We start from the raw sequence: 17,471 nt of genomic DNA, 5'->3' as shown, positions 1-17,471 counted from the left end.
ACTATAGGAAGTACCCGAATGATGAAGCAGCAGTTGCAGGTCATGCTGACCCTGCAAGATGAAATTAATACCGTGGTCAATGAAAATTGGCGGGCCCAGAATTTTGCCTGGTACCGGGCGATCTGGGTAGAGAGTGCAGAGTTACTTGATCACTATGGCTGGAAGTGGTGGAAAAAACAACAGCCGGAAATCGACCAAGTAAAGCTTGAGCTGGTAGATATTTGGCACTTTGGTCTTAGCCTGGAGTTGCAGCAGGGGTCACCTGAGAAAGTGGCTGAAACTATGCTGGGTGAAATAGAAAAGGGATTGCGGGCCCCAGGTGATTTTCGCGAGAACCTGGAATCTTTCACGCTCAATACTTTGGCCAGTAAGCAGTTCGATCTGGGTGGTTTTGCACAATTACTTGCAGATGTGGCAATGCCCTTTGCTGAACTGTACCAGCGATATGTTGGTAAAAATGTACTCAACCGTTTTCGTCAGGATAACGGTTATAAAGAAGGCACTTATATAAAGAACTGGGCTGGTCGAGAAGACAATGAACACCTGGCAGAAATTGCCGGGCAGCTCGATCCTTCTGCGGCGGATTACAGTGACCAGGTCTATTGCTCTCTACAAGAGCGTTATCGAGAAATTGCACTGGCATAATCGTTCTTTTAATGCGTTGGTTGGACGATAAAGAAATTCACCAAGAAATTGAGCCAGTAATTCTATCGCTTGAGGTGAAATTTGCACACGAGGCCCTATAATGCGGCCGCTTACAAACGAGGAGAACTATCGTGAAAGCACCTGTTCGTGTTGCTGTTACCGGCGCCGCCGGTCAGATCAGCTATTCGCTGCTGTTCCGTATTGCTTCCGGCGAGATGCTGGGTAAAGATCAACCAGTTATTTTGCAGCTGTTGGAAATCACTCCGGCATTGGAAGCGCTAAAAGGCGTTGCCATGGAGCTCGAAGACTGTGCTTTCCCGCTGCTCGCGGGTATTGTACAGAGCGATGACGCTACTGTTGCGTTCAAAGACGCTGACTACGCTCTGCTCGTAGGTGCGCGCCCCCGTGGACCGGGTATGGAGCGTAAGGACTTATTGGAAGCCAACGCTGCAATTTTTTCCGCGCAGGGCAAGGCCCTGAACGATGTTGCCTCTCGCAACGTAAAAGTTCTGGTTGTTGGCAACCCGGCTAATACCAATGCCTTGATTGCCCAGCGCAATGCGCCGGACCTGGATCCACGCAATTTTACCGCTATGACCCGTCTGGACCATAATCGCGCATTGTCGCAACTGGCCAATAAGACTGAGTCCAGTGTTAATGACATTACCCACATGACCATCTGGGGCAACCATTCCTCCACTCAGTATCCAGACCTTCACCAGGTTAAAGTATCTGGCACCCCGGCAATGGATAAAGTGGAGCAAGACTGGTACGAGAACGACTTTATCCCAACCGTGCAGCAGCGCGGTGCCGCTATCATCAAGGCACGCGGTGCATCTTCTGCCGCTTCCGCGGCTAACGCCGCTATTGACCATATGCGCGATTGGGCGTTGGGTACTGCTGAAGGTGATTGGACCAGCATGGCTGTTTACAGCGATGGTTCCTATGATATTCAAGAAGGTTTGATTTACTCCTTCCCTTGCACCTGTAAAGGCGGCGACTGGGAAATCGTGCAAGGCGTAGAAATCAACGAATTCTCCCGCGAGAAAATGGCTGCTACAGAGCAGGAGCTGGCGGAAGAGCGTGATGCAGTAGCTCACCTGCTGCCATAATCGCAATGAATTGACAGCCTGTCGTTAGACAGGGTGGCATTAAAAACCCGCACAGCTAGTGCGGGTTTTTTTATGGTGTGACTTAAAGGTTGAACCAATGAGTCGCCCGCCGGATGTGGGCTTGGGATGCTGGCACTACACTGATTGTTAAGTGTTTGTCGGAAGCGTTTGCTATGGTCACAGAAGTCGGCCGCCACTCCTCCCGCTGTGCCTGTATTCTCTTACAGCCGAATCAATCCCTGTCGGTTTCTGGCAACTTATGGGTGTTTTTCTCTCTTGTTGCAGTCTCCTTGGGCATTAGCTTTGCCTTTGCCTTTGCTGGAGCCTGGATGATCCTGCCATTTGCCGGCCTTGAGATCCTGCTGTTGGGGGTTTTGTTTGCCTACGTGTGCATGGAGGGAACACGTCGTGAGGTTATACGAATTAATAATGAGCAGGTGGTTTTTGATTGCTGTAAGGGCTTTAGGCAGCAGAGTGTTTACCACCGCGAGTTTTCCCGAGATAAGCTGGCCCTTCTTGTTCGTATGGGGGCGAGCTCCGCTGAACCGGCCAAAGTGAGCTTCAGTGGGCCTGAGGGCTGCCTGGAAGTGGGGGAGTTCCTCACTGATGCGGAGAAGGCTGAGCTGGTACAGAAGCTGGGTCGGATCGGTATCATTGCTCGCAAGGAGCAGGAGTTTCATTTACGTCAATTCTGATTTCTCAGCAGTACTGGCGTCCTCCTTATCCACTTTTCGATATAATCCCCGACAATATTTGTAACTACTCCCCAGGGGATTTCTTATGGCTTTTCCCAAAATCGGCAATTTAGCACCGGCTTTTACTCTTACCAACCAAAGTGGTGAGAAGGTTTCTCTTAAAGACTTTCGTGACAAAAGTAATGTTGTGCTTTATTTCTACCCGAAAGCTCTGACGCCAGGTTGTACCACCCAAGCCTGTGGTATCCGCGATAGTAGTAGTGACTTTGAAAAACTTAATACCGTGGTTCTCGGAGTCAGCCCGGATCCAGAAGCCAAGCTGCAACGTTTTATCGACAAGCACGAACTCAATTTTGATCTCCTGTCTGATGAAGATCACAAGATCGCGGACAAGTATGGCTGTTGGGGCTTGAAGAAATTTATGGGTAAGGAATATATGGGGTTGATCAGAACTACCTTTATTATTGATCAGACCGGCCGCTTGCGTCATATCATTGATAAAGTCAAAACCAAGACTCACAGCGAGGATGTCCTTAACTGGATTGGGGAGAACCTTGATTAGTTAATTCGGCGTAAGTGATAGTTTAGCGGGTGCTCTGGGTGCCTCTGGGCCCTGCTTTTTGGTGTTTGGCATGGAAAACGAGCACTGCAGCCATGTATTTCTGCCCTATACAGCACAATAAGATGAAAAAAACCGCTGTCGTCCCTTGCATTCTCAATTCTTGGTCTATACTGGTCGTTGTAAAGGAAAGGTGCGCCGGCGAGAGAGTGTGTCTCTGTGGGGTATTGCCGGAGCGGTTAGTTTAAAAATTGTACATCTCTGTGAAGGATTCGATGTCTGTTTTTGGTGCATCCCGCATCGAGTGGTAGCCCGCTGAAGAAGTTGGTGTTGGAGTGGGCAGGGGCAATCGGGATTCGCTTGATGCGGACATAGAAAAATAACTGCGGCTCACGGAACTCAAAAGGAGCAGCTCGATGAACCATACTCAGCCCGACCAGACTTCGCTCTCTGAAGATAAATCCCTTCAGCAGGCTAGGATATCCGGTGATCCGAATATCCTCGACCAGCTGCTGGCTCCCCCCGAGGCTACCAGCTTTGGCATTGCTGCCAGAGTGATCGATGTGCTTGAGCAGCGCATCGGTAAGGCCTCTCTCGCAATTCGCCCCGTTGCTTCCGACTTAAGCATGTCTACCCGGACACTGCAGCGTCGTTTACAAGAGCACAATCTGAGCTTCGCCTCACTGCGCGATCATGTGCGTTTTCGCCATGCAGTGCACTTCCTGAAGGATACTGCGCTCAGTGTTGATGGAATTTCAAGGATTCTGGATTTCTCCGACAGAACCAGCTTTACCAGCGCTTTTAAACGTTGGACCGGTATGTCGCCTACTGGCTATCGACGCCAGGTTCGCCAGCGCTTTTAAGTGGAAATTGGTTTGGCCGATCTTGCTCTGGTCGGCCCGATCCGTTGCCTCGACGGGGTAAACCCGTTAGAGTTGGCGGCAATTTTATAGGCTGACTCTTTGAGGTTTTGCATGAGCTTTTTATTCCCTCTGCGATGGCACAGCAGGCAGCGCCGGCACCACAAGGTAATCCAATGATTACCTTGCTGATGTTTGCAGGCCTGTTCGCGTTCATGTGGTTTTTTATTATTCGCCCTCAACGCAAGCGTCAAAAGGAGCACCAGGAGCTGGTTGGTGCCCTGAAAAAAGGTGATGAAGTGGTGATGAGCAGTGGTATGCTCGGTCGTGTTGATAAGGTGGATGAGGACTACATTGTTCTGGAAGTTGCGGACAACATGTCCTTGAAATTCCAGAAAGTGGCAGTTCACGCTGTTTTGCCAAAAGGCACAATTAAAAAGATCTGATAGCCTTTTGGCTTGATCTTACAATTGTCCAGTTGAGAAAGCCCGGCGATTGCCGGGCTTTCTCGTTTCTGTGAGATTGATTCTTTGCACTCTATGTTATCCCTTATAGAAAAAATCTTTTGGAAGAGCAGTGCAAGCTAATAGTCAGCGTGAATCGAAGCCCGCGATAATCCAAAAAATAATGGGCTTTTCAGAATTATACAAAATTCAGGTGGGTACTCGAATTATGACGAAGGCTGTTTTCGTCTTTAAGTAACCCTTTCTACGACCGCAATTTTGTAAAAACAGACAGAGCAACGACGCCAATATTAGCCCTGTCCATAGAAAAGGAGTCTCTTGTGCCCAAAAGCCTGCCTGTCGAGTTGCCTGAGCGCCTTTGTCTTGGCAACCTGCCAACACCACTGCAGCCTCTTGATCGAATCAGTGAGCGTTACTCCCTTCCTTTTGGTGGCCCCAGAATCTGGGTAAAAAGGGACGATCTGACTGAATTTGGGATGTCTGGTAACAAGCTGCGAAAGCTGGAGTTTGTAGCGGCAGAGGCACTCAGCCGGGGTTGTGACACTTTGATTACCTGTGGGGGGATTCAATCCAACCACTGTCGAACAACGGCACTTGTCGGTGCGCGCCTAGGGCTTGGAGTACACCTTATTTTGCGGGGAGAGCCTGATACTTTAGTGGATGGGAACTTGCTTCTGGACCATCTCGCTGGTGCAAAAGTATCTATCTATCCGCCCAAAGAATATACAGCTGAACTTGGAAGGAACTTTGCTTATTGGCAAGAGGAATATCTGGGCCTGGGGCATCGCTCCCTTTGTATTCCCACTGGCGCTAGTGACGGGCTGGGGATTTGGGGGTACCTGTCTGCTTCGCAGGAGCTAATAGAGGATTGTCACAGCCAAGGCTTTGAGCCAGAGTATATTGTAAGTGCCACCGGCAGTGGTGGAACTCAGGCAGGTTTGACCCTGGGTTGCCAGTTGCTTCAAGTTAAAACGAAGGTCACCGGGTACGCAGTATGTGATAGTGCAGCCTACTTCGAGGACAAAGTTCGCGAGGATATCTTTCACTGGAGCCGCTTGACGGGAAACGAGATCAATCTTTCATCTCTCGAGGTTGATGTAAATGCGAATTTTATCGGGCCTGGGTATGGAGCAGCCGGTCCTGAGGTCTACCAGACAATCAATGAGGTGGCCAGCCTCGAGGGAATTTTGCTTGACCCCGTCTACACCGGCAAAGCCTTTCACGGGCTTTTACATCAGTTGCGCAATGGTAGCTATGAAGGTTGCAGCAATATAGTTTTTGTTCACACTGGCGGACAATTTGCTTTGTTTCCCTACCGGCAAAACTTTTCATTTCAAACGGTTTAACGCCCCTTTACTGTTCTAGTGCTGCGTAAGCTGCTAACCTGCGCAACAAATTACGGCTGTTGCTGTATATAAAACAATCAGAATTAATTCAGAGGAGTGGGGGTTAGCTTGGATTCCTTTAATCAACTGCTGCTGTCATTGGACGGCATGCTCGGTTCGGCACCTTGGTTTCCCTGGGTGTTGCTCGGGGTAGGTTTCTTTTTCACCATTTATCTTGGGTTCCCGCAAATTCGCTATTTCGGGCACGCAATCAAGATCGTCCAGGGTAAATACGATAAACCTGGTGATCCGGGTGATACCTCGCACTTCCAGGCTCTGGCTACCGCGCTTTCCGGTACCGTGGGTACCGGTAATATTGGTGGTGTAGGTCTTGCTATTTTCCTGGGTGGTCCGGCCGCACTGTTCTGGATGTGGATGACCGCCTTCCTGGGTATGACAACCAAGTTTGTCGAAGTAACGCTCTCCCATAAGTATCGTATTAAAGCCGCAGATGGCTACTACGCTGGTGGCCCCATGTTCTATATGGAGCGCCGCCTCAATATGAAGTGGCTGGCAGTCTTGTTTGCCATTGCTACAGTGATCTGCTCTTTCGGTACTGGAAGCCTGCCTCAGGTGAATAATATTGCTCAGGCAATGCATGACTCCTTTGGTATTGAAAAAGCCCTGACCGGTGGTGTACTCGCCATCCTGTTGGGTATGGTGATTATTGGCGGCATTACCCGAATCGCCAAGGTGACTTCCACTATTGTTCCTGCAATGGCGCTGATCTATGTGATTGGTGCACTGGGTGTGATTTTCTACAACATAGAAAATATCGTTCCCTCCTTTGTGGCCGTTTTCCGCGATGCCTTTACTGGCAGCGCTGCAGTAGGGGGCTTCTTGGGAGCCAGCTTCGCCTATGCCTTTAACCGTGGTGTAAACCGTGGCCTCTTTTCCAACGAAGCGGGGCAGGGCTCTGCGCCGATTGCTCACGCCGCTGCGCGTGCCGATGAGCCTGTTTCCGAGGGCATGGTCTCCCTGCTCGAGCCATTTATCGATACCATCATTATCTGTACCTTGACCGGCCTGGTAATCTTGTCTTCCGGTGTCTGGAGCGAAAAACATGAAAACCTGTTTGAGGGTGCGGATACTTATGTAGTGGAAGGGCGTTATGATGAAGGTAACCCCGAGGAGGTGAAGCAGTTATTTAACTACCTCAGTAGCCAGCCCAGCGATGTGAAACCCTATAATGGCTCGGTGGTTGTAACCGATGGTCGCCCGCTAAACGCTCAGGATTTTACCTTGATCCATGCGCGCTCTATCGCTGAAGACTTGGATTTCCGGGTGGGTGAAGATGAATTCAGCGGTGTACTTAATGTGGTGGATGGTAAGTTCGCCAATGAAGATGTGGATATTTGGGGAAATCCCTGGTGCACTCAGTGGCGCTTACCAATAAGGCTTTCCAGCGCGGTTTCTTCGGCGAGTATGGTGGCTTGATTGTTACCCTGGGAATTTTGCTGTTCGCTTTCTCTACCGCAATCGCATGGTCTTACTATGGTGATCGTTCCATGATCTACCTATTTGGCCCCAAAGCGGTTATGCCATACAGAATTGTGTATGTTATCGCCTTCTTCTGGGCGGCAATTGAGGATACGACTGTTATTTGGAATCTATCCGCTGTAGCCATTGTCATTATGACTCTGCCCAACTTGTTCGGTATTACCGTATTGGCGAAAGAGATGAAGAATACGGTGAAGGATTACTGGAAGGATCCCAGCCACAAATAGTGTGGTTCTTAGGGACTCTAACCTGAAGCGAAAAAAGGCAGCCTGATGGCTGCCTTTTTTATTGTTCGGTTCCGCTGGTATGGCAAGGGAATCGAACTCCTCAGCAGATATATTTACTCTGCTTGAGCACTCAGGGTGACACCGGAGTATGACTGATAGCCACGAATGCTGATATGCCAGGTACCGCTTTGCGGGTTGCTGATGCTGCAGCTTTCATCATTGCCCCACTTGTATGGACGGCAATCCCAGGTATTGCGAGTTGGTGCTGAACCATGGCGAACATAGAGATCTGCGTCACCACTACCGCCTGACATCGTTGCATTCAAGGTTGATGCACCACTGCCTACCTCCAGGGTGAAGTGCTGCCATGCATTCGCAGAGCCGGAAAGGTTAGTTTCCTCCCAGCCGTCTGAGTTGCCACCTCCGTCGTCACCTGTGAAGCTGCCTACCAGGCTGACACCGGAGAAGGAACTATAACCGCGCACCATGACGTAATAGGTACCTGCTTGCACGTCTGCATCGTCTATATTACAAGTCTCATTATTGCCCCCGCTGAAAGGACGACAGTCGTAACTGGAAGTAGTTGGAGCAGCGCCGAAGCGTACATAGAGATCTGCATCTCCACTTCCGCCAGACATAGCAAAGCTCAGGCCAGTAGCTCCTGCTGGAACTTCTAGAGTGTAATGAAGTTCATCACCAGAGCTGCCGGATAGGCCATCCACAGACTGACCATTTTCTAATTCACCGGGAGGGGGAGGAGTATCGTCACAGGTAACACCGACAGTATTGAAGGCTGCAGTAACGTCAGCCTTGGTGTATCCCAAGTCAACAGCCGCTTGCTCAACGCCACAGGCAGCTTCGTCATAGTCAGAGTTGGTTCCCCAGTACATCTGATTGGCAAGGACGAACACATCAAACGCCGTGCGGGTATTCCAGCCAGAGGTATTGGCTATCAGGTAGAATGCGCGGTTGTAAACCCCGGAGCTGTAATGCACATCCATGCCGTTATAGTAGTCATCGGCATGGCCGATGGAGCTTCCATCCTGGGTGGGGTCTTCAAAATAACGCAAGGCTCCACTGGACTTGAAAATCTGGGCTCCAACCAGCCAGTCGTTGCTACCGGTCATGAAGTACTCGGCGGCTTCACCTGAAATATCAGAGAAGGCTTCGTTGATACCGCCCGGCTGACCACTGTAAACAAGATTCGAGTTCTGCTCGGTGAAACCGTGGCTGACCTCGTGTGCTGTTACATCCAGGCTGACTAATGGGTAGAAGGTGTTACGGCCATCCCCAAATGTCATTTGGCTGCCATCCCAGAAAGCGTTTTCGTAATTGTTGCCATAGTGCACACGTAAACGCAGCTTCTGGGTCAACGGTGAGGTGTTATACCAATCGTTGAACATATTGAAGACCACACCTCCAAAGAAGTGGGCATCGTTCAGCGGTGAGTAGGCGCCGTTGATTTCCTTGTAATCATTATAAGGGCAGGTGAACTGGTGAACGCTGCCGCCGCTGGTACCGTGGTTCAAATCCACAGTTTCCACGTTAGTGGTATCCATGCGGCAGTTGGCATCCACTTCCATAGAGGGGAAGTCAGTGCCGTATTCATAGCGGCCAGTCTTTTGGTTGCCACCAGGGCCCTGAGCATCCTGGAACGTAAGGCCGTCCCAGTGCTTGATTACTTCGCCAGTCATGGCGTCAATGAAGTAGAAGGGGCGCCTGGGTTCTTCGCCGTATTCAACCCAGTTCACCAGATAAGCGAGACGAGCCTCATCTTGCTCATTAATGTAAACAAACAGCTCTTTTTTCTGGTTCTTGGCTTCCAGCTTCAGAACTGGCAGGGATAACGCTCCCTGCATAATTCCTTGTTGGGCTCGTTGAGTAATCTGGTGGTTCATTGCGCGATCGAGGGCGTTATCACCGTCAATAGATGCGCGGACAGTCGGTACTTCGATTTCCAGTCCTGTCAGAACGTCGCCGTGAACTTCAGTAATTAAACCCTGGCCTGAACTGGTTACGGTCTGTCCCCAAACCGGTATGCCTTTATGTGTCTGCTGATAGCGGGCAACAGTTTTTCCGCTTCCGAGGGTCCGCTCACGGACTTTTACCAGAGCCATATCGGACCCTGCGGCAGCGGTTAGCGTCTGCGGCGAGAGCATATCCGGTGTAGCGGGGATGCGATCGGCAGCCTGGGCACTTATAGCCAAAGCTAAAGTGCAGGTAACTCCTATTAGATGTTTCATTGCTAGCTTTCCCTTTATAACTTTTTATATGAAACCGGACGTCCGGGCCGGGAGATACCCTTATGGGTTACTACAAAAAAATGGCTGGTCGGTACGGGCCGGTCTTTTAGTGCGGTAAGACAGCAGAAGATAACCAGACGTCAGAGGTGGGACCGCACATGCGGTAATGACGTACGCTTTCTCAAACCTGTTACCCGATTTTAACGGGCAACCTGAGATTACCTTGCGTACGCATAGTGGCAACAAAAAGGTGATGATAAACCTATATATTTGAATTGTTTTCGATATTTTTGCTCAGGTAGTCACAAATCAGCAATTAATATCCTGCCGGAGAAATCCGAAAGATACGCCTAATTATTCCTGCTGAATGAGTGGGGTGCCAGTTAAATATTATTTTTAAAAAATAATGTGATCATTTTTAAGGTTAAACATTTAGAAGGAGGTACTCCCTCTCCCATGAGCTAATTACCCTGTTGAACTCCTCGTATTCATCGCGCTTAATTGCACTCCATGCTTTTACGAATTTCCTGCCAAACATTTCTGCTGCTTCTTCACACTCCAATAAAAGATTTAGGGCATGTTCTTGCGTGCGGGGTAGGGTGATGGGCTCCATGGAGCAGTCGCCCTGGTAAGGTGCGCTGGGTGCCACTTTATTGATCATCCCTAAATAGCCACAGGCGAGAGAGGCGGCAATGGCTAAATATGGATTGCAGTCAGCTCCTGGAAAGCGATTTTCCAGTCTTTTTCCTTGAGGGGAGCTGTCGGGAACTCGCAATCCAGTTGTGCGGTTGTCATAGCCCCAGTGCAGGCTGGTCGGTGCAGCCATTTCCGGAGTAAAACGTCTATAGGAGTTTACATTCGGGGCAAAAAAGCTGATAAATCCAGGTGTATATTTCTGCATGCCGCCAATAAAGTTTAAGAATGTTTCATTTTCTTTTTCATTTTTGTCAGTGAAAATATTTTTTCCGGTTTTTTCATTAATGACGCTTTGATGTAAGTGTAGTGCGCTGCCAGGCTCATCCTCCATCGGTTTCGCCATAAAGGTTGCATAAATTCCATGGCGCAGTGCAGTTTCCCTTACTGTCCGTTTAAAAGTGAAAACCTGGTCAGCGAGTCGTAAAGGGTCTCCATGCAGAAAATTTATCTCCATTTGCGCGGTGCCAGACTCATGGATAAGCGTGTCCACATCCAGGCCTTGTGCCTCACAGAAATCATACATATCCTCAATGATAGGTTCGTATTCGTTGGCCGCATCGATGCTATAAGATTGCCGGGTTTTTTCTGTGCGGCCAGAGCGACCAACGGGTGCGGAAAGTTTTTCATCCGGGTCTAAATTTCGTTTCACCAGGTAGAATTCCACTTCAGGGGCAACAATCGGCTTCCACCCTTTAGCTGAATATTTTTCTAGAACAAATTTGAGAATATTGCGTGTACTAATCGGATGGGGTCGACCATCGCGTGTATAGCAATCATGAATAATTTGAGCAGTGGGATCATTGGCCCAGGGGTTTAGGCGAACTGAATCGGGATCGGGTACCAAAAGCATATCCGTATCGGCCGGGTCTACCAGTTCGTTATGTTCATCGACGTAGTCGCCGGTCACAGTCTGAACCAGAATGCTTTCCGGAAGGCGGCTGTCCTGGGTGAGGAATTTGTCGGTTGGGGTGAACTTTCCTCTGGCATTGCCCGACATATCAGGTACCAGGCACTCCACCTCGGCGATTTGGTGCTCTGCAAGCCAGTTTGTAATCTTCCGCATCTTAGCCCCTTAGGTAAAATGACCTCTCCCTGTGGTGACTTCAGTATACGCTTGGGCGCCTGCTTGCGTTGTTGTGAGCGAGGGCTGGGGAAAGGGCGCTGCAGATTAATGTGTAGGGTTGACTATGATTGTGACAAAAAGCCTGAGTTAGTATTCAGGAGTGTGTTGTTGCTAATCTTATAAGTTAGTGCTTTTCGGGCGCTCTTATCAGCTCAGGGAATTATTTTAATGAAAGTGCTGAGTGGACATACAGAATCGTACTACGCTGCGAGTGCCAATATGGCTCTCGAATACCCCTTGCTAAATGGGGATATAGAGGCGGATGTCTGTGTGATTGGCGCTGGATACACCGGTCTATCTACGGCACTGCACTTGGCTGAGAGAGGCTATAAGGTTGCGGTGCTTGAAGCTGAGCGAATATCCTGGGGCGCTTCTGGGAGAAATGGTGGTCATGTTGGGGTGGGCCAACGCCGCTGCCAAAGTGATCTGGAGGAAATGTTTGGCGCCGATATTGCGGCCCGGCTCTGGAAGTTCAGTATCGAGGCGGTGCAACTAGTTGAGCGGTTAATTGTTAAGCATAATATCCCCTGTGATCTCAAACGCGGCATTATGCACCTGGCAGCCAAGCCCAGTCATGATAACTATCTGCGTAAGGAAGCGGAGCTGTTGCGGGATCGCTATGGCTACCAGGGGGTGCGATACGCGGATGAGCAGGAAGTACAGGAGCTGGTTGGCTCCACGCGTTATCTCGGAGCTCAAATTGATAGCGATTCGTTGCACCTGCACCCACTAAACTATGCACTGGGGTTGGCAGCGGCCTGTGTTGGGATGGGGGTAAAACTTTTTGAACACAGCAGAGTGCTGCGTTATCGAGGTGGAAGTCCCTGTGAGATCGTAACTGCCAAGGGGCGAGTCAGGTCACGCAATGTGGTGCTGGCTTGTAATGCTTACTTAGGTAAACTCGAACCGCGCATGGCAGGCAAGATAATGCCTATCAATAACTTTGTAATCGCCACCGAGCCTTTGCCCGATTCACAGGCACAAGAGTTGATTGCCAACGATCACGCGGTACAGGACACGCTTTTTGTTATCAATTACTGGAAGCTCTCAGGCGATAACCGCTTGATCTTTGGCGGTGGTGAGAATTACACGACTCGCTTCCCAGCTGATATTCGCAAGTTTGTGCGTAAAAACATGTTGAAGGTATATCCGCAGCTGGAGAGGACTCACATTGAGTATGGCTGGGGAGGGGCTTTGGCAATTACTTTGAACCGCATGCCACACATGGGCAGGCTGGAACCCCATATTTATTACAGTCAGGGGTATTCCGGGCATGGGGTCCCCACGGCTACGTTTGCAGGTAAGGTCCTTGCTGAGGCAATTGCTGGGATCGAAGAGCGCTTCGATATTATGGCCAGGATACCAACAGATACCTTTCCTGGCGGCACCCTGTTACGTTGGCCGGGGCTTGTGTTGGGTATGTTCTATCACAGTATGATGGATAGGTTTGGGCGGTAGTTGCTACCTCGGCATTTCGGAGCCTTGTCTTGCCACCAGCGAGGATGACCAGGACAATTATCTTCTTGGTGGATATCTCTATAGTCTTCTGCTCGTGAAAGGCCCCTGTATACCACTCGACTCCCGAAGAGATCGGTCTATGTCTCTAACTCTGGCTGTGCTTGTAATGGGGGTTTCCGTAGGCTCTCCCTAGCATTGTTTTTTTCAATAATCATGAGACACTCCATTGCAGGCTTAAGTTATGCGGGATGGAGCTCAATCCTATGAGTTGGATTGGCGGCGCGGCGGGCTGCTTATCGGTCATTTGGTGGAAATTTATCAGCGTATAGAGGTTGCATGCCCACCGAATGAGTTGAACGGCCTTCTAAAGTTTGTTTTAGAAGTTAGCGATGCCCAATTGCTGGTGGCGAGCCAAGAGGTATGTCTAAGTGTACTCTGGAAGATTTACGGCGGGTGCTGGGTGCCCTGCTGGAAAAGTGGTATGGCAACAAAAGGCCCGCTGGGCATGAGTATGTGGAGGGGCCTTGATGGATGCTCGACCCGATAAGTTGGTAATTGCAATTTCTTCGCGTGCATTGTTTAACCTGGGTGAGAGCCACCAGGTATTTGAGGAGCAGGGGTTACAAGCCTTTTCCCGTTACCAGATTGACCGGGAGAACGATGTGCTGGATAAGGGAGACGCTTTTCCTCTTGTTGAGAAGTTATTAAAGATTAATGAGCTGCTAGAGGGAGAGCCCCGGGTTGAAGTGATATTACTTTCCCGCAACAGTGCTGATACCGGCTTGAGGGTGTTTAACTCCATCGAGCACTATGGTTTGGATATTACCCGTGCAGCTTTTTGTAATGGCGAGAGCCCTTACCGCTATATCGGCCCCTTTGGCTGTAATCTGTTTCTGTCTACAGATGGGCTGGATGTCCAGCGTGCACTGGAGCAGGGGGTGGCTGCGGCTACCTTGGTGGCAGGTGGGAGTCGCGAGTATCGGGATGACGTGCTGCGTTTTGCATTTGATGGCGACGCCGTTATTTTTTCTGATGAGGCTGAGAGAATTTATAAGCGCGATGGCCTTGCCGCTTTTGCGAAGGCGGAGCGGGCTTCAGCCCAGGAACCACTTGGCGGGGGTCCATTTAAAGGGTTCCTTGAGGCCCTGCAAAAGCTCCAGTCGGAATTCGGCCTGGATTCCTGTCCTATTCGTACTGCCTTGGTTACTGCGCGATCTGCGCCGGCTCATGAGCGAGTGATTCGCACCCTGCGGGCCTGGAATATTCGTGTAGATGAGTCGGTGTTTCTGGGTGGGTTGCCAAAAGGCGAGTTCCTGCGTGCTTTTGGGGCCGATGTCTTTTTTGATGATCAGCCGACACATTGTGCCTCAGCCGCGGAGCATGTTGCCACGGGACATGTGCCCCACGGTATTGCCAATGCTGAAGCCTGATCAAAGAATCCCGCCAGAATGGGATTTATCTCTCAAAGTCGATTGACACTAGCTCCTCTTCACCGGATATTCATCTGTCTGTTGGCCCGGGCTCTAATTCGCTGCTATTCTTTTCGCGCATAACTCAATGTGTTTTTTATAACAAACAATTTATCTGTCAGGGTTGCGCTCGTTCTGGGGCGGGGTGATTGATAGTAAGGGAGGACCTATGAAGCTGCAGCAGTTGCGATATATCTGGGAAGTGGCGCATCACGATCTCAACGTTTCTGCTACTGCGCAGAGTCTCTACACTTCTCAGCCGGGTATCAGTAAACAGATCCGCTTGCTTGAAGATGAGTTAGGTGTCGAAATCTTCGCTCGCAGCGGCAAGCACCTTACAAGGGTCACCCCTGCTGGTGAGGCAATTCTTAAGACGGCCGGCGAAATCATGCGCAAGGTTGAGAATATCAAGCAGGTTGCGCAAGAGTTTAGTAATGACAAGAAGGGCAGTCTGTCTGTTGCCACCACTCACACCCAGGCTCGCTATGCATTGCCCCCGGTTATCAAGCTGTTTATTTCCCGTTATCCGGAAGTGTCCCTCCATATGCATCAGGGCACTCCAATGCAAATTTCAGAAATGGCAGCGGATGGCACTGCGGATTTTGCAATTGCCACTGAAGCGTTGGAATTGTTCAGTGATTTAGTGATGATGCCGGTTTATCGCTGGAATCGCTGTGTACTGGTGCCGAAAGACCACCCCCTGTGCCAGGCCAGCAAACTGGATCTTGAGGAGGTTGCAAAGTACCCAATAGTGACTTATGTATTCGGCTTCACTGGTCGTTCAAAACTAGATGAGGCCTTTCTGGAAAAAGGACTGTCACCGAAAGTGGTATTTACTGCTGCTGATGCGGATGTGATCAAGACCTATGTGCGCCTTGGCTTGGGGATTGGTATTGTGGCGGATATGGCAGTGGATGGAGAGGATGAGGATCTGGTAGCGCTGGATGCCAGCAATTTGTTTGAACCCAGCGTGACAAAGATTGGTTTCCGAAAAGGAATTTTTCTACGCGGTTTTATGTATGAATTTATCCAGCAATTTGCCCCGCATCTAACCCGTGAGCTGGTTGATCAAGCGGCACATGCTGGGAGTCGTGCAGAGGTTGATGCGCTGTTTTCTGGCATGGAACTGCCAGTTTACTAGTCCAGCTATTTAAGAGGCCATGCTTTAAAGGTAGAGGCTAGGAGGCCTCTACCTGAATCATTGGTTGCAGTACTTCTTTGGCGAACTTGAAATAAACGGTATAAATCACCGCTTCCTGGCCTTCCCGCTCAACGACAAAAAAGGGTGCGCGCTCTACTTTGTATTGCTGGGCGATTTTTATTCCGGCGCTCTGTGGGTCGCGCACATCGGCTATCAGCGTCTGGTCGATAAACTTGAGCTGATCATTTCCCTCCAGCTTTTCCTGCACGTCGCGGCACTTGGCGCAGGGAGAGCCATCGGCGAGTACTTTTTTGACCAGTGTGATCTTCACAATAAATTCCTTGATCCGTTATAAGCACCGAAATTGGAGCTATTAACCACGAATTTATCAGAAGGTCTAATAACATTGAAATATCGATCCAGGATAGGGCTATAACCAAAAACTGTAGTCTCACTACAGGAATTGGTGCCAAACGCGGAATTGTCAGCTTCCCATAATCCTATTAGCGTAAAAACTGCTCAGTGGTATCTAAAAGCAGGCGCACCTTGGCTAAGCATTCGCGATGTTCTGCCGCAGGATCCGAGTCTGCGACAATGCCACCGCCCGCTGCGCAGGTTATGCGCCCATTGCTAGCACTGAAAGTGCGGATAGCAATATTGGTGTCAGCTCGGCCACAGCTACTGACGTAGCCGATGCTACCGCAATAAATGCCACGGGGACTGGACTCAAGCTCGCGGATGACTTCCATCGAGCGCCTTTTAGGTGCTCCGGTAATCGAGCCTCCAGGGAAGCAAGCTGCGAGGAGGTCACTGTAAGCAGAGTCCTCTGACATCTCGCCGGTAACAACACTAACGAGGTGGTGAACATTCGCGAAGCTGGCTAGCTGAAACAACTCTGGTACACGCACACTGCCTTTACGACACAACTTACTAAAATCATTGCGGAGTAGATCTACGATCATTAGGTTCTCGGCGCGATCCTTGGGGCTCCTCTGCAGGGTGAAGGCTGCTCTCTGGTCCGCTAGCGGGTCGGCAACCCGGGCAGCAGTGCCTTTGATTGGTTCTGTGCGCAAGCTGTCGCCATCTGCGCGGATAAAACGCTCCGGCGACATGCTCAGTAGGCTTCCCTGAGCTAATTCCATATAGGCAGAAAAGGGACCCGCGACCCGTGTGCGCAGGGCCAGGTAGGCACTGAAGGGGTCGCCTTCATAGGGGGCGCAAAACCTTTGCGTGAAGTTTGCCTGGTAGACATCTCCTGCGGCGATATATTCGAGAATGCGTTCAATCCGAGCGCGATATTCCTCAGCGCTGAACTCATGTTCAAATGGGGCCAGCAGGCGGAACTCCGCCGTGTTCAAAGGCTTTTCCCAGGTTATCGAGTTAAAACGCTCGGTCAATTCTTGCACTTGTCGAGGTGGGCAGGCTGGGTGGAATACCAGGTGGCAGCTGCCTAATTGGTGGTCTGCGATATAAGCCCAGCCATAGAGACCAAAAAAGCCTGCCGGTAAATCGGTAGGGCGGGTGTCCGATGGAAGATAGTTGCCCTCTACCCCAAGTTCATATCCCGCATAGCCGATCACTCCGCCGCAAAAAGGCAATTGCGAGTCCCGCTCCTGTGGGCACAGCTCGCAGGTCAAGTCATCCAGCTGTGAAAAGGGGGCTGGGCTATTTGCATGCAACTCGAGGGTGCTGAGGGGGTCGGCGCTGATGATGTCATAGCGGCCTCCACCAATGGGTCGGCCACTGTCGAGCCATACCGGTGCGGGTAGGTCGGCCACTGCGGCAAAGGCCGCTGCTGTGTTCAGGGAATAGGGCAGGGAGACAATTTGCATATCAAAACATGGCTGTCCGGAAGACGGCGCACACTACACATTTTGTGGCGGCGTGAAAAGTC

At 50.4% G+C, this 17,471-nt stretch carries 16 protein-coding genes; 12 read left to right on the top strand and 4 right to left on the bottom strand.

Annotated elements, in window-relative coordinates:
- Nucleotides 1–18 precede the first annotated feature (18 nt).
- From P3339_RS12990 to P3339_RS12950, 9 genes are all read left to right on the top strand, one after another.
- Nucleotides 19–645, top strand: a complete 627-nt coding sequence (locus P3339_RS12990; RefSeq protein WP_020415213.1) for a dUTP diphosphatase — start codon at nucleotides 19–21, stop codon at nucleotides 643–645.
- Nucleotides 646–776: 131 nt separating this feature from the next.
- On the top strand, nucleotides 777–1,757 hold the full coding sequence (locus tag P3339_RS12985) for a malate dehydrogenase (RefSeq protein ID WP_282950743.1): 981 nt from the start codon (nucleotides 777–779) through the stop codon (nucleotides 1,755–1,757).
- Nucleotides 1,758–1,930: 173 nt separating this feature from the next.
- A complete protein-coding gene (locus tag P3339_RS12980) occupies nucleotides 1,931–2,452 on the top strand; it encodes a DUF2244 domain-containing protein (protein WP_040629442.1) in 522 nt (173 codons plus the stop codon).
- Nucleotides 2,453–2,537: 85 nt separating this feature from the next.
- Nucleotides 2,538–3,014, top strand: a complete 477-nt coding sequence (gene bcp, locus P3339_RS12975; RefSeq protein ID WP_020415216.1) for a thioredoxin-dependent thiol peroxidase — start codon at nucleotides 2,538–2,540, stop codon at nucleotides 3,012–3,014.
- A 413-nt stretch (nucleotides 3,015–3,427) separates the two neighbouring features.
- Nucleotides 3,428–3,874: a helix-turn-helix domain-containing protein gene (locus P3339_RS12970; protein WP_020415217.1), complete on the top strand. Its 447-nt coding sequence runs from the start codon at nucleotides 3,428–3,430 to the stop codon at nucleotides 3,872–3,874.
- Nucleotides 3,875–4,008: 134 nt separating this feature from the next.
- Nucleotides 4,009–4,317: a preprotein translocase subunit YajC gene (gene yajC, locus P3339_RS12965; protein WP_282953591.1), complete on the top strand. Its 309-nt coding sequence runs from the start codon at nucleotides 4,009–4,011 to the stop codon at nucleotides 4,315–4,317.
- A gap of 338 nt (nucleotides 4,318–4,655) precedes the next feature.
- Entirely contained in the window at nucleotides 4,656–5,681 is a 1,026-nt protein-coding gene (locus tag P3339_RS12960) for a D-cysteine desulfhydrase family protein (protein ID WP_020415220.1), read from the top strand.
- 108 nt (nucleotides 5,682–5,789) lie between these two features.
- Nucleotides 5,790–7,157 carry an alanine/glycine:cation symporter family protein gene (locus tag P3339_RS12955; protein ID WP_282950742.1) on the top strand — a complete coding sequence of 456 codons (1,368 nt, stop codon included), beginning with the start codon at nucleotides 5,790–5,792 and terminating at the stop codon, nucleotides 7,155–7,157.
- Complete coding sequence (locus P3339_RS12950; RefSeq protein ID WP_282950741.1) at nucleotides 7,100–7,447, top strand: alanine:cation symporter family protein; 348 nt, start codon at nucleotides 7,100–7,102, stop codon at nucleotides 7,445–7,447. Before P3339_RS12955 ends, P3339_RS12950 begins: the two co-directional genes overlap by 58 nt.
- Nucleotides 7,448–7,560: 113 nt before the next feature.
- Here the strand turns inward: P3339_RS12950 and P3339_RS12945 are convergent, their stop codons facing one another.
- Nucleotides 7,561–9,690, bottom strand: a complete 2,130-nt coding sequence (locus P3339_RS12945) for a M4 family metallopeptidase (RefSeq protein ID WP_282950740.1) — start codon at nucleotides 9,688–9,690, stop codon at nucleotides 7,561–7,563.
- A 424-nt stretch (nucleotides 9,691–10,114) separates the two neighbouring features.
- Nucleotides 10,115–11,449 (bottom strand): glutamine synthetase family protein, encoded by a 1,335-nt coding sequence (locus tag P3339_RS12940; RefSeq protein WP_020415223.1) that lies wholly within the window; start codon nucleotides 11,447–11,449, stop codon nucleotides 10,115–10,117.
- Between the two features lie 228 nt (nucleotides 11,450–11,677).
- Here P3339_RS12940 and P3339_RS12935 point away from each other — a divergent pair, with 228 nt between their 5' ends.
- From P3339_RS12935 to cysB, 3 genes are all read left to right on the top strand, one after another.
- A complete protein-coding gene (locus P3339_RS12935) occupies nucleotides 11,678–12,967 on the top strand; it encodes an NAD(P)/FAD-dependent oxidoreductase (RefSeq protein WP_020415224.1) in 1,290 nt (429 codons plus the stop codon).
- Between the two features lie 527 nt (nucleotides 12,968–13,494).
- Nucleotides 13,495–14,397 (top strand): 5'-nucleotidase, encoded by a 903-nt coding sequence (locus P3339_RS12930; RefSeq protein ID WP_282950739.1) that lies wholly within the window; start codon nucleotides 13,495–13,497, stop codon nucleotides 14,395–14,397.
- Between the two features lie 208 nt (nucleotides 14,398–14,605).
- Entirely contained in the window at nucleotides 14,606–15,577 is a 972-nt protein-coding gene (gene cysB / locus P3339_RS12925) for an HTH-type transcriptional regulator CysB (protein ID WP_020415227.1), read from the top strand.
- A gap of 37 nt (nucleotides 15,578–15,614) precedes the next feature.
- Here the strand turns inward: cysB and P3339_RS12920 are convergent, their stop codons facing one another.
- The gene (locus P3339_RS12920) at nucleotides 15,615–15,908 is read right to left on the bottom strand and encodes a hypothetical protein (RefSeq protein ID WP_020415228.1); all 294 of its coding nucleotides are present in this window, start codon (nucleotides 15,906–15,908) and stop codon (nucleotides 15,615–15,617) included.
- 172 nt (nucleotides 15,909–16,080) lie between these two features.
- Entirely contained in the window at nucleotides 16,081–17,409 is a 1,329-nt protein-coding gene (gene pabB / locus P3339_RS12915) for an aminodeoxychorismate synthase component I (protein WP_020415229.1), read from the bottom strand.
- Between the last annotated feature and the right edge of the window lie 62 nt (nucleotides 17,410–17,471).

Source organism: Microbulbifer sp. MLAF003 (genome assembly GCF_030012965.1).
GTDB lineage: Bacteria > Pseudomonadota > Gammaproteobacteria > Pseudomonadales > Cellvibrionaceae > Microbulbifer > Microbulbifer variabilis.
Note: the sequence above shows the minus strand (reverse complement) of the source record. Positions and strands in the feature narration are given on the sequence as shown.

Bases quoted from the DNA above. Each gene is read 5' to 3' on its own strand.
- P3339_RS12990 (WP_020415213.1), top strand. From the start codon at position 19: ATGATGAAGCAGCAGTTGCAGGTCATGCTGACCCTGCAAGATGAAATT.
- P3339_RS12980 (WP_040629442.1), top strand. From the start codon at position 1,931: ATGGTCACAGAAGTCGGCCGCCACTCCTCCCGCTGTGCCTGTATTCTC.
- bcp (WP_020415216.1), top strand. From the start codon at position 2,538: ATGGCTTTTCCCAAAATCGGCAATTTAGCACCGGCTTTTACTCTTACC.
- P3339_RS12970 (WP_020415217.1), top strand. From the start codon at position 3,428: ATGAACCATACTCAGCCCGACCAGACTTCGCTCTCTGAAGATAAATCC.
- yajC (WP_282953591.1), top strand. From the start codon at position 4,009: ATGGCACAGCAGGCAGCGCCGGCACCACAAGGTAATCCAATGATTACC.
- P3339_RS12945 (WP_282950740.1), bottom strand. From the start codon at position 9,690: ATGAAACATCTAATAGGAGTTACCTGCACTTTAGCTTTGGCTATAAGT.
- P3339_RS12940 (WP_020415223.1), bottom strand. From the start codon at position 11,449: ATGCGGAAGATTACAAACTGGCTTGCAGAGCACCAAATCGCCGAGGTG.
- P3339_RS12935 (WP_020415224.1), top strand. From the start codon at position 11,678: ATGAAAGTGCTGAGTGGACATACAGAATCGTACTACGCTGCGAGTGCC.
- P3339_RS12930 (WP_282950739.1), top strand. From the start codon at position 13,495: ATGGATGCTCGACCCGATAAGTTGGTAATTGCAATTTCTTCGCGTGCA.
- cysB (WP_020415227.1), top strand. From the start codon at position 14,606: ATGAAGCTGCAGCAGTTGCGATATATCTGGGAAGTGGCGCATCACGAT.
- pabB (WP_020415229.1), bottom strand. From the start codon at position 17,409: ATGCAAATTGTCTCCCTGCCCTATTCCCTGAACACAGCAGCGGCCTTT.